This window comes from Stenotrophomonas rhizophila (assembly GCF_020857975.1).
Classification (GTDB): domain Bacteria; phylum Pseudomonadota; class Gammaproteobacteria; order Xanthomonadales; family Xanthomonadaceae; genus Stenotrophomonas; species Stenotrophomonas rhizophila_C.
This window is the reverse complement of record NZ_JACWUO010000011.1, coordinates 13,329-24,696: the sequence shown is the minus strand read 5'-3', so window position 1 is coordinate 24,696 and position 11,368 is coordinate 13,329. Positions and strand designations below refer to the sequence as shown.

Below are 11,368 nucleotides of genomic sequence, written 5' to 3'. Positions count from 1 at the left end.
TGAAAGAACAGGACCTCACGACCATGAATCGCCTCCGCAAAGCCCCGTCGATGGTGGCCGGTTTCACCTTGATCGAATTGATGCTGGTGATCGGGGTGATCGCCGTCCTCAGCGCCATCGCCTATCCGTCGTACCTGGACCAGGTGCGCAAAAGCCGCCGCGGCGCGGTCAAGGCCGACCTGGTGGAATACGCCCAGCGCGCCGAGCGCCAGCATTCCTCCTCCAACACCTACGCCGGTTACGCGCTGCCGTACACGGTGTCGCCGCGCGAGGGCGGCACCGCGTACTACAACCTGAAGGTGGATACGACCCAGTCCACCTTCACCATCACCGCCACCCCGCAGGGCAGCCAGGCCAAGGACAAGTGCGGCGAGATGACCATCGACCAGGCCAACCGCAAGACTGCCGAGACCACCTTGAGCGAGTGCTGGTAAACCGGTGCGGGCAGGGCGCGGCCGCGTGCAGGGCAGGCAACGCCGAAGGTGTTGCCCTTCGGCAAAAGCGCCATTACAATGCGCCTCCCCGCCCGAATAGCTCAGCCGGTTAGAGCACTTGACTGTTAATCAGGGGGTCGTTGGTTCGAGTCCAACTTCGGGCGCCAGATACTGAAAAGCCGCGAGAAATCGCGGCTTTTTCGTGTCCGTGCGGCAACGGCCGCCGCACCTTCAGGGCAGGCAACCGCCGGCCTGCTCCAGGCGCTCGGAGCGGATCCGGCCGCTGTTGTTGACCACCACCTTTCCCCAGAGATGATCGCCGCTGCAGATCTTCAACTGCAGGTTGGTACCCAGTGCGCGGCCGTCCGCCAGATAGCGGATATGCGCGCGGCCTATGCTGGACTGGATGTGCCAGCCGGGCGGGTAGTCCAGCTGCTGGTGGCGCAGCACCGTGGCCTCGGTGGCCGCGCCGGCGCGGGTGGGCCGGATGATCCAGCCCTGCGCCCAGCCGCTGGGGTCGCCGCTGCAGCGCACGCCGTCGCTGCTCGGGCACATGCTGATTTCCGCGTGGTGCTGGATCGCGGCCAGCCGGGCGAACGCCAGGTGGCTGCTGACCAGGTGCCGGGCACTGGCCGCGCGCTGGCGGTCCAGCAGCTGCTGGCCGGCCGGCAGGGCCAGCGAGGCCAGCGTGGCCAGTACCACCATCGCGGTGATGGCCTCCAGCAGGGTCCAGCCGCCGGCAGGGGCGGCGCGCGGGGGTCCGGATCGGGTCATGGCCGGGCTCGGCAGGTTGGGGCGGGAGATCAGCCTGCGCTGGACAGCCAACGCGTCCCATCAGGGACCGCCGCACGCGGTTGTCGGCGACCTTCTCAGCCGGCCGTCACCATTGCCCCCGGTATACTGGAGGGCCCGGGCATTGGCGGCACCATGAGCGATCGGTTTGAACTTGTATCCCCGTATTCACCGGCGGGCGACCAGCCGGCGGCGATCGAAAAGCTGACGGCCAATTTCCAGGCCGGCATCGCCAAGCAGACCCTGCTGGGCGTGACCGGTTCGGGCAAGACCTACACCATCGCCAACGTCATCCAGAACGTGCAGAAGCCGACGCTGATCATGGCGCCGAACAAGACCCTGGCCGCGCAGCTGTATGGCGAGTTCAAGGCGTTCTTCCCCAACAACGCGGTGGAGTATTTCGTCAGCTACTACGATTACTACCAGCCCGAGGCCTACGTGGCCGCGTCGGACACCTTCATCGAGAAGGACAGTTCGATCAACGAGCACATCGAGCAGATGCGCCTGGCCGCCACCAAGACCCTGCTGTCGCGCCCGGATGCGATCGTGGTGGCCACCGTGTCGGCGATCTACGGCCTGGGCGCGCCGGAAGACTACCTGTCGCTGCGGCTGATCCTGTCCACCGGCGAGCGCATCGACCAGCGCGACCTGATCAACCACCTCACCTCGCTGCAGTTCACCCGCAACGAGTACGAACTGCAGCGCGGTACCTTCCGCGTGCGCGGCGAGGTGATCGATGTGTTCCCGGCCGAGTCCGACAGCGAGGCGGTACGGATCGAGCTGTTCGAGGGCGAGGTCGAGCAGATCAGCATGTTCGACCCGCTCACCGGCGAGAGCCTGCGCAAGCTGATGCGCTACACCCTGTATCCCAAGACCCACTACGCCACCACCCGCGAGCGCGTGCTGGCCGCGGTGGAGACCATCAAGGCCGAGCTCAAGCCGCGCCTGGAACAGCTATATGAGCAGAACAAGCTGGTCGAGGCGCAGCGCCTGGCCCAGCGCACCCAGTTCGACCTGGAAATGATGGCCGAGGTCGGCTTCTGCAATGGCATCGAGAACTATTCCCGGCACCTCACCGGCAAGGCCCCGGGCGAGCCGCCGCCGACCCTGTTCGACTACCTGCCGCCGGACGCGTTGCTGGTGATCGACGAATCGCACGTGACCATTCCGCAGATCGGCGCGATGTTCAAGGGCGACCGCTCGCGCAAGGAAACCCTCGTGGAGTTCGGTTTCCGCCTGCCGTCGGCGCTGGACAATCGGCCGCTGCGGTTCGAGGAATGGGAGGCGCGCTGCCCGCGCAGCATCTATGTCTCCGCTACTCCGGGCCCGTACGAATTGCGCGAGGCGGCCGATGAAATCACCGAACTGGTGGTGCGCCCGACCGGGCTGATCGATCCGGTGGTGGAGATCCGCCCGGTCGGTACCCAGGTCGACGACCTGATGAGCGAGGTCAACGAGCGCATCAAGCTCGGCGACCGCGTGCTGGTCACCACCCTGACCAAGCGCATGGCCGAGAACCTCACCGACTACCTCACCGAACACGGCATCCGCGTGCGCTACCTGCACTCGGACATCGACACCGTCGAACGGGTGGAGATCATCCGCGACCTGCGCCTGGGCAAGTTCGACGTGCTGGTCGGCATCAACCTGCTGCGCGAAGGCCTGGACATGCCCGAGGTGTCGCTGGTGGCGATCCTGGATGCGGACAAGGAAGGCTTCCTGCGCTCCACCGGTTCGTTGATCCAGACCATCGGCCGCGCCGCGCGCAACCTGCGCGGCAAGGCGATCCTGTACGCCGACAAGACTACCCGCTCGATGCAGGCGGCGATCGACGAGACCGACCGCCGCCGTGCCAAGCAGGTGGAGTACAACACGCTGCATGGCATCACCCCCAAGTCGGTGTTGCGCCCGATCACCGATGTGCTCGAAGGCGCGCGTTCGGAGGCGGCCGAGAAGGAGTCGCGCGGCAAGGGCAAGGGGCGCGCCGGAAAGGTGGCCGAGGAAGCAGTGGATTACCGTACGCTTGGCCCGGCCCAGATCGCCAAGCGCCTGCAGGCGCTGGAACAGAAGATGTACCAGCATGCGCGCGACCTGGAATTCGAGGATGCCGCCCAGGTCCGCGACCAGATCCGCCAGCTGAAAGAGGCCAGCCTGCGCTGAACCCCGGTGGCGAAATACCTTCACAAAACAGTTGCGCTTCCCGGGAGGCGCCCGTAATATACGCGGCCTGCACCGACGCAATTGCGCCGGCGCAGCGGGAAGAAACGGGCGGTTAGCTCAGCGGTAGAGCACTACCTTGACATGGTAGGGGTCACAGGTTCGAACCCTGTACCGCCCACCACTCCGGCCTCCAGCAGGCGCGGGTGGAAACGAAGAAGGCCAGCCATCGCGCTGGCCTTTTTGTTGTTCCGGTCCGCTCGGCGGCGCTGCCTGCCGGCGCGATTCCCGTGCCGGCGATCGTTTGCTTCTGGGGTGCCTGCCAATGCCGTATGCGAACACCGAAAAGCTGTTGCAGCTGCGCGAGCGCATTCCTTCGTTCCGTTGCATCGTCGGCTGCCACGATTGCTGCGGGCCGGTGACGGTGGCCAGCGAGGAGATGGCGCGGTTGCCGGTCAAGACCGAGGCCGAGCACGCTGCGGCCCTGGCCGAGTTGAGCTGCCCCTACCTGGGCCAGCACGGCTGCGAGGTGTACCACGAGCGGCCGCTGATCTGCCGGCTGTTCGGCACCACGCCGCGTCTGCTGTGCCCCAACGGCCAGCGCCCGGTGTACATGATCGATACCCAGGCCGAGGACGACATCCACCAGTTCCTGCGTTCGACCCGGCAGGTGCTGCTGTAACGGTGGGCGATGCAACGCCAGGTGCAGCCCGCTGTGCCTATGCTGCCTCAGGCGGTCCCCACACGCGGTAATCACCGACGCCCACGCACGGGTCGTGCCGATAGCGATGCTTCGCGGTCTGTCCAAGCATGCGGTTTTCAGCCCGGCTACCGGCATGTCAGTGTCGCATCAGATCGCAAACAGTCCACCACCTGCGCCTGTGCCCGTGTTCGGCAAGGCCTGCGCGGCCGCACTGTTGTGCGGGGTGTGCCTGCTGGTGTTCGCGCCGGTATTGCTGCCACGCGGCCCTGCGCTGGCCGGCGTCGCCGCCGGGATGGCGCTGTGGCTGTGGCCGTCACGCCTGCGCTGGTTGGGCGCGGCCCTGTTCGGCCTGGGCTGGGCCGGTGTCCACGGCCATGCCGCGCTGGAGCGGCAGTTGCCGGCCCATGCTGCGGCCACCGAGTACGCGTTGCAGGGCAGGGTGGTCGGCCTGCCCGAGCATGGGCCGCGCAGTACCCGCTTCCGTTTCCAGGTCGATGACACCGCCGCGATGCCACCGGCGGTGCGCGGGCGGGTGTTCGCGCTGGGTTGGCATGACCTGGGGACGCGCGCTGCGCCGCCTGCACGCCGGCACTTGCAGGGCGGTGCCCGCTGGGCCTTGAGCGCGCGCCTGCGGCCGCCGCGCGGCCTGCTCAATCCCGGCGGTTTCGACGCCGAGCGCCACGCGCTGCTGGAGGGCATCGCCGGTACCGGCTATGTGCGGCCGGCGCCGGCGGCGCAGGCACTGGGTGAGCCGACCGGGCTGCCGGCCTGGCGCGAACGCATGGCCACGGCGATCGCCAGCCAGGTGCGCGGCGACGGCGCGCGCTTCGTGCAGGCACTGGCACTGGGTGATACGCGGGGCTTGAGCCAGGCCGACTGGGACGATCTGCGCGCACTGGGGCTGACCCACCTGGTCGCCATCTCCGGTTTTCATGTCGGTCTGGTGGCCGGCGTCGCCGCCTGGCTGGCCGCCCTGGGCTGGCGGGCACTGCCGCTGCTGGGGCGGGTGTGGCCACGGCCGCTGGCGGCGGCCATCGGCGCGGTGGCCGGGGCGGCGCTGTACGCCGCTGTGGCCGGCTTCGCGCTGCCCACGGTGCGCACGGTGCTGATGATCGCGGTGGTGGCCGCGGCGCGCTGCACGCGGCGGCGGGCCACGGTGGGGCAGGCACTGGCCCTGGCAGCGCTGGCGATGCTGCTGTTGGACCCGCTGTCGGTGCTGGCGCCGGGGTTCTGGCTCAGCTTTGCCGGCGTGCTGTGGCTGGTCTGGTGCCTGCCGGGGCGCGACCAGCACTGGCTGCGCACCTTTCTGAGCGCGCAGGGGGTGGCGACGCTGGCGCTGCTGCCGCTGGGGGTGGCCTGGTTCGGCCAGGCCTCGCGCGCCGGGCCGCTGGTGAACCTGCTGGCGATTCCCTGGTGGAGCCTGGTGGTGGTGCCGTTGGCCCTGCTCGGCACCGCGCTGGAGGCGCTGGTCGACGGTGCCGGGCGCTGGCCCTGGCAACTGGCCGGGTGGTGTTTCCAGGTCAGCTGGTGGCTGTTCGGCTGGGCCGCGCGCAGCGAACTGGCCCTGTGGTGGTTGCCACAGGCCGGGCGCATGGCGCTGCTGGCGGCATTGCTGGGGGTGTTCTGGCTGCTGCTGCCGCGGGGTGGTGGCGCGCGCCTGCCGGCGCTGCTGTTGTGCCTGCCGTTGTTGTGGCCGGCCCGCGCGCGCCCAGGCCCGGGCGAGGTGGAGTTGCTGGTGATGGATGTGGGGCAGGGCCTGGCGGTATGGGTGCGCACGGCCCGGCACCAGTTGCTGTACGACGCCGGGCCGGCCGCCGAGGCAGGCTTCGATGCCGGCGAGCGGATCGTGGTGCCGACCCTGCGTGCATTGGGCGAGGGCCGGCTGGACCGGGTGGTGCTCAGTCATGCCGACCAGGACCATGCCGGCGGCGTGGCGGCGGTGCGCCGGGCCTTTGCCGCCCCGCCGCTGCAGGCGCCGGCCGGCGCGCCGGTCGCCCTCAGCCAGCCGTGCGTGGCCGGGCAGGGCTGGCGCTGGGATGAGGTGGGTTTCCGTTACCTGCATCCGCCCGGCCCGGCCCGCTACGTGGGCAATGAAAGCAGCTGCGTGCTGCGCATCGACACCGGCTATGGGGCGATCCTGCTGGCCGGCGACATCGGCGCGCGCAGCGAGGCGCTGCTGCTGCAGGCCGCGCCGCAGTCGCTGCGCGCGCAGGCGGTGATCGTGCCGCATCACGGCAGTGCCGGTTCCTCCACGCCGGCCTGGGTGCAGGCGGTGGCGCCGCAGCTGGCGATCGTCTCGGCCGGGCATGGCAACCGCTTTGGGCATCCGCGTGCCGCCGTGGTGGCGCGCTGGCAGGGCGTGGGCGCCGAAGTGCTAAGTACCGCCGACAGCGGCGCGCTGCGCGTGTGGCTGGGGCGTGAAGGCCTGCAGGTGCGTGAACAGCGGGTTTTTCAGCCGCGTTGGTGGGATGCCGCGGAGCGGGCGCGGTCGGCTGCTATCCTATCGGCGGTCAAACAGGCGGCCGATGGGCCGGAGGGTTGAAACGTGTGGGAACTGGTCAAGGCCGGTGGCTGGCCGATGGTGCCGCTGCTGCTGTTGGGCGTACTGGCTTTGGCGATCGTCCTGGAGCGTTTCTGGACCTTGCGGCGTAACGAGGTGCTGCCCCCCGGGCTGGGCCAGGAAGTGCGCAACTGGGCCGCACGCGGCAAGCTCGACCCCAGCCACATCCAGTCGCTGCGGGCCAATTCGCCGCTGGGCGCGCTGCTGGCGGTCGCGCTGGAAGCGCGCAACCGGCCGCGCGACCAGATCCGCGAGCGCATCGAGGATGCCGGCCGGCACCTGGTACACCGCATGGAGCGTTTCCTGAACGCCCTGGGCACGATTGCCTCGGCAGGCCCGCTGCTGGGCCTGCTCGGCACGGTGGTGGGCATGATCCAGATGTTCCTGGGCATCCTCGACCACGGCGTGGGCGATGTGAACCAGCTGGCCGGCGGTATCGGCAAGGCGCTGGTCTGCACCGCCACCGGCATGATCGTGGCGATTCCGGCGCTGATGTTCCATCGCTATTTCAAGGGCCGCATCGGCGGTTATGTGATCGAGATGGAACAGGAAGCCGGCGCCCTGCTGGACGCGCTCGACGGCCGCCCGGGGGTGATGAACGCCACCGCCCGCGCCAACCCCGCCGCCGGCGCGGCGCCGGTCACGGCCAAGGGCTGACGGATGCGCATCCGCAATGACCGGGTCCAGGACGAGCCGCACATCGATCTGGTCCCGCTGATCGATGTGATCCTCGTGCTGATCATCTTCTTCGTGGTCACCACCACCTTCGACGCGCGGTCGACCCTGCAGCTGCAGCTGCCGACCGCCAGCCAGCAGAACCACGCCGAGCCGCCGCGCGCGCTGAGCGTGCTGGTCAACGCCGAAGGGCGCTATTTCATCAACGACCAGGAAGTGCTGCGCACCGACGTGGAGTCGGTCAAGCAGACCATCGCCGCCGTGGCCGGCAGCGATCGTGAGCAGACCGTGCTGCTGCGCGCCGATGCGCGCACCCCGTACCAGGCCGTTGTCACCGCCCAGGATGCCCTGGGCCAGCTCGGCTTCCGCCGCATTGCCATTGCTACTGCGCCGGAGGTGCATCCATGAGTAACCAACACCCGCCGATCTGGCCGATCTACAAGCGCCTGCTCGGCTATACCCGCGCCTATTGGGTGTTCATGGTGGCGGCGGTGATCGCCATGATCATCGAGGCGCTGGCCGGCTACCACTTCACCAAGCTGATGGAACCGCTGGTCAACCGCGGCTTCGTCAACCCCGAGCCGAAGATGGCGGTGATCCTGCCGTTGACCATCCTGGGCCTGTTCATGATGCGCAGCCTGGCCACCCTGGTCAGCGACTACACGCTGGCCCGCACCGGCCGCAGCGTGGTCCGCGACCTGCGCGAACAGGTGCTGGAAAAGTACCTGCACCTGCCGTCCTCGCACTTCGATTCCGAAGCCACCCCGGTGATGGTCAGCCGCCTGAACTTCGACACCGAGCAGGTCACCCAGGCCAGTGCCGATGCGCTCAAGACCCTGGTTGCCGACACCCTGACCATCATCGCCATGCTGGTGGTGATGCTGCAGATGAGCGTCAAGGTGACCGTGGCGATGCTGGTGGTGGTGCCGCTGATCGGGGTGATCGTTTCGTTCGTGGGCAAGCGCTACCGGCGCATCAGCCGTGGCATCCAGGATGGCATGGGCAGCATGGCCCAGACCGCCGAGCAGTCGCTGGCCGCGCAGCAGGAAGTGAAGGTGCATGGCACCCAGGCGCACGAGATCTCGCGCTATGCACGGCTGGCCAACCGCATGCTCGGCCTGAACATGAAGGTGGAAACCACCCGCGCGCTGGCCTCCAGTACGGTGCAGTTCCTGGCCGCGCTGGCGCTGGCGGTGATCGTCTGGGTGTCCACCCGCGAGGCCTTGGCCGGCAAGCTCAACGCCGGCCAGTTCATGGGCCTGATGACCTCGATGATGGCGATCATTCCTTCGCTGCGGCGCCTGACCAGCGTGCAGACCTCGATCTCGCGCGGCGTAGCCGCCGCCGAGCGCCTGTTCGGCATCCTGGACATGCCGGTCGAGCGCGACCAGGGCACCCGGCGCATCGGCCGCGCGCACGGCGAGCTGGCCTTCGAGCACGTGATGCTGCGTTACCGCGAGGACACCGGGATTGCGCTGGATGACATCAGTTTCGTGGCCAGGCCGGGCACGGTGACCGCGATCGTCGGCCGCTCCGGCAGCGGCAAGACCAGCCTGATCCGGCTGGTGCCGCGCTTCTACGAACCCAGTGGCGGCCGCATCACCCTCGATGGCGTGGCCCTGGACGACTACCCGCTGGCCGACCTGCGCCGGCAGGTGGCGATGGTCGGGCAGAAGGTGATGCTGTTCGATGACAGCGTGGGCGCCAACATCGCCTACGGCATGGACGCCACCGAAGAACAGATCCGTGCCGCGGCCGAAGCGGCCAACGCCTGGGAGTTCATCGCGCGCATGCCGCAGCAGCTGCAGACCCCGGTCGGTGAAAACGGTGCGCTGCTGTCCGGCGGCCAGCGCCAGCGCCTGGCGATCGCCCGCGCGATCCTGCGCGATGCGCCGATCCTGATCCTGGATGAGGCCACCGCCGCACTGGACAACGAATCGGAGCGGCTGGTGCAGGATGCCCTGCAACGGCTGATGCCCGAGCGCACCACGCTGGTGATCGCGCACCGCTTGTCCACCATCGAGCATGCCGACCAGGTGCTGGTGATGGACCATGGCCGCATCGTCGAGCGCGGCACCCACCACGAGTTGCTGGCGCTGGGCGGGCTGTACGAGCACCTGCACAAGATGCAGTTCCGCGACAGGCAGGCCTGATGGCGGCCAAGGGCGCCCAGACGCCGTCGTACTGGTATGACGGCAGCACGGTTCCGTGGCCGGCGCGGCTGCTGGCCCCGCTGTACGGCGCGGCCATCGCGCTGCGCCGGCTGCTGTACCGGCGGCGCTGGCTGAAGCGGCATTCGCTGCCGGTGCCGGTGATCGTGGTCGGCAATGTCACCGCCGGCGGCACCGGCAAGACCCCGCTGACCATCGCCCTGGTCAACCGACTGCGCGAGGCCGGCTGGAAACCCGGCGTGGCCAGCCGCGGCTACGGCCGCGAGGATGCCGGCGTGGCGCGCTGGGTCGAGGCCGGCACCGCCACCGGCATCGGTGGCGACGAGCCGGTGCTGATCGCCTGGAAGACCGGTGTGCCGGTGCGGGTGGACGCCGACCGCGTGGCGGCCGGCAGGGCGCTGGTCGAAGCGGGTTGCAACATCATCGTCTGCGACGACGGGCTGCAGCATTACCGGCTGGCGCGCGACATCGAGATCGAAGTGGTCGACGCCCAGCGCCGCTACGGCAATGGCCGGCTGATTCCCGCCGGCCCGCTGCGCGAGCCGGCCAGCCGCGCCCAGGACTGCGACTTCCGCGTGGTCAACATGGGCCAGGCCAGCGATGGCGTCGGCGCGCAGCCGGCCTGCGGCTTCGGCGAATGGCCGATGCAGCTGCACATCGATACCGCCCAGCCGCTGAGCGGCGGCCGCCCGCGCGCGTTGAGCCATTTCCGCGGCCAGCGCGTGCATGCCGTGGCCGGCATCGCCCATCCGCAGCGGTTCTTCGACATGCTGCGCGCGCAGGGCATCGGCGTGGTGCCGCACGCCTTCGCCGACCACCACGCCTACCAGCCCGCCGACCTGCGCTTTGGCAGCGAACTGCCGGTACTGATGACCGAAAAGGACGCGGTGAAGTGCAAGGTGTTCGCCAACGAATGGCATTTCGCCGTGCCGCTGGCGGCCGACCTGCCGGCCGCGTTCTGGGTCAACCTGCTGGACCGGCTGGACAAGCTCGGCAAACGTTGACGGCTACGCCGCCGTGGCGGCACACCACGCTCGATTTCGCGCAGGCCAGGGCGCCTGCAATCCTGCAACCCGCAACATCGCCGAGAGCCCCCGCATGAGCCAAACCGTCGATTTCGTCGTCGCCATCCCCGCCCGCTACGCCGCCTCGCGCTTGCCGGGCAAGCCGCTGCGCCTGCTGGGCGGGCAGCCGCTGGTGCTGCGCGTGGCCGAGCGTGCGCTGCAGGCCGGCGCGCGCGAGGTATGGGTGGCCACCGACGACAGCCGCATCGCCGAGGCCTTGCAGGGCCTGTCCACGGTGCGGGTGGCGATGACCTCGGCCGCGCATGCCTCCGGCACCGACCGCCTGGCCGAGTGCGCCGCGCAGGCCGGCTGGGCCGACGACACCCTGGTGGTAAACCTGCAGGGCGATGAGCCGTTCGCCCCGGCCGAAGGCATCCGTGCGGTCGCCGAGGCGCTGGTCTACAGCGGCGCGGAGATGTCGACCCTGGCCACGCCGGTGGAAGACGCGCAGACCCTGTTCGATCCCAATGTGGTCAAGGTGGTGCGCAAGCAGAACCTGGACGCGCTGTATTTCAGCCGTGCGCCGATCCCCTGGCACCGCGACGCCTTCGCGCAGTCGCGCGATACCCTGGCCGGCCCGCACTGGCTGCGCCATATCGGCATCTACGGCTATCGTGCCGGCTTCCTGCGCCAGTTCGCCGCGCTGCCGCCCGGTGTGCTGGAACAGCTGGAATCGCTGGAGCAGCTGCGGGTGCTGGAAGCCGGCTACCGGCTGAGCGTGGCCTTGTCGCCGGCCGAGTTCCCGCCGGGCATCGACACCCCGCACGACCTGGAACGTGCCGAAACCTGGCTGGCCGCGCAGGCCTGAGCCG

General features: G+C 69.2%; 10 protein-coding genes and 2 tRNA genes. 11 read left to right on the top strand and 1 reads right to left on the bottom strand.

Annotated features, from left to right (window positions below):
* Positions 1-23: 23 nt before the first annotated feature.
* Positions 24-434, top strand: coding sequence for a type IV pilin protein (locus IC535_RS11875; protein ID WP_228887193.1), 411 nt, complete (start codon positions 24-26; stop codon positions 432-434).
* Between the two features lie 90 nt (positions 435-524).
* A tRNA-Asn gene (locus IC535_RS11870) sits at positions 525-601 on the top strand.
* A 64-nt stretch (positions 602-665) separates the two neighbouring features.
* Here the strand turns inward: IC535_RS11870 and IC535_RS11865 are convergent.
* The gene (locus IC535_RS11865; protein ID WP_228887194.1) at positions 666-1,208 is read right to left on the bottom strand and encodes a GspH/FimT family pseudopilin; all 543 of its coding nucleotides are present in this window, start codon (positions 1,206-1,208) and stop codon (positions 666-668) included.
* A 153-nt stretch (positions 1,209-1,361) separates the two neighbouring features.
* Here IC535_RS11865 and uvrB point away from each other — a divergent pair, with 153 nt between their 5' ends.
* The 9 genes from uvrB to kdsB all read left to right on the top strand — a co-directional run bounded on the left by uvrB (position 1,362) and on the right by kdsB (position 11,364).
* Complete coding sequence (uvrB, locus tag IC535_RS11860; RefSeq protein WP_228887195.1) at positions 1,362-3,386, top strand: excinuclease ABC subunit UvrB; 2,025 nt, start codon at positions 1,362-1,364, stop codon at positions 3,384-3,386.
* 106 nt (positions 3,387-3,492) lie between these two features.
* Positions 3,493-3,567 (top strand) — tRNA-Val (locus IC535_RS11855).
* A gap of 141 nt (positions 3,568-3,708) precedes the next feature.
* Positions 3,709-4,065, top strand: coding sequence for a YkgJ family cysteine cluster protein (locus tag IC535_RS11850; protein ID WP_228887196.1), 357 nt, complete (start codon positions 3,709-3,711; stop codon positions 4,063-4,065).
* Between the two features lie 154 nt (positions 4,066-4,219).
* A complete protein-coding gene (locus tag IC535_RS11845; protein ID WP_228887197.1) occupies positions 4,220-6,628 on the top strand; it encodes a DNA internalization-related competence protein ComEC/Rec2 in 2,409 nt (802 codons plus the stop codon).
* Positions 6,629-6,631: 3 nt separating this feature from the next.
* Positions 6,632-7,303: a MotA/TolQ/ExbB proton channel family protein gene (locus tag IC535_RS11840; protein ID WP_228887198.1), complete on the top strand. Its 672-nt coding sequence runs from the start codon at positions 6,632-6,634 to the stop codon at positions 7,301-7,303.
* A gap of 3 nt (positions 7,304-7,306) precedes the next feature.
* Positions 7,307-7,729, top strand: coding sequence for an ExbD/TolR family protein (locus tag IC535_RS11835; RefSeq protein ID WP_228887199.1), 423 nt, complete (start codon positions 7,307-7,309; stop codon positions 7,727-7,729).
* Positions 7,726-9,474, top strand: coding sequence for a lipid A export permease/ATP-binding protein MsbA (msbA, locus tag IC535_RS11830; RefSeq protein ID WP_228887200.1), 1,749 nt, complete (start codon positions 7,726-7,728; stop codon positions 9,472-9,474). Before IC535_RS11835 ends, msbA begins: the two co-directional genes overlap by 4 nt.
* Positions 9,474-10,496 (top strand): tetraacyldisaccharide 4'-kinase, encoded by a 1,023-nt coding sequence (gene lpxK, locus IC535_RS11825; protein ID WP_228887201.1) that lies wholly within the window; start codon positions 9,474-9,476, stop codon positions 10,494-10,496. Before msbA ends, lpxK begins: the two co-directional genes overlap by 1 nt.
* A gap of 94 nt (positions 10,497-10,590) precedes the next feature.
* Complete coding sequence (kdsB, locus tag IC535_RS11820) at positions 10,591-11,364, top strand: 3-deoxy-manno-octulosonate cytidylyltransferase (RefSeq protein ID WP_228887202.1); 774 nt, start codon at positions 10,591-10,593, stop codon at positions 11,362-11,364.
* The last annotated feature ends 4 nt before the right edge of the window (positions 11,365-11,368 follow it).

Coding starts and splice junctions, on each gene's coding strand:
- IC535_RS11875 (WP_228887193.1), top strand. CDS start 24: ATGAATCGCCTCCGCAAAGCCCCGTCGATGGTGGCCGGTTTCACCTTG.
- IC535_RS11865 (WP_228887194.1), bottom strand. CDS start 1,208: ATGACCCGATCCGGACCCCCGCGCGCCGCCCCTGCCGGCGGCTGGACC.
- uvrB (WP_228887195.1), top strand. CDS start 1,362: ATGAGCGATCGGTTTGAACTTGTATCCCCGTATTCACCGGCGGGCGAC.
- IC535_RS11850 (WP_228887196.1), top strand. CDS start 3,709: ATGCCGTATGCGAACACCGAAAAGCTGTTGCAGCTGCGCGAGCGCATT.
- IC535_RS11845 (WP_228887197.1), top strand. CDS start 4,220: ATGTCAGTGTCGCATCAGATCGCAAACAGTCCACCACCTGCGCCTGTG.
- IC535_RS11835 (WP_228887199.1), top strand. CDS start 7,307: ATGCGCATCCGCAATGACCGGGTCCAGGACGAGCCGCACATCGATCTG.
- msbA (WP_228887200.1), top strand. CDS start 7,726: ATGAGTAACCAACACCCGCCGATCTGGCCGATCTACAAGCGCCTGCTC.
- lpxK (WP_228887201.1), top strand. CDS start 9,474: ATGGCGGCCAAGGGCGCCCAGACGCCGTCGTACTGGTATGACGGCAGC.
- kdsB (WP_228887202.1), top strand. CDS start 10,591: ATGAGCCAAACCGTCGATTTCGTCGTCGCCATCCCCGCCCGCTACGCC.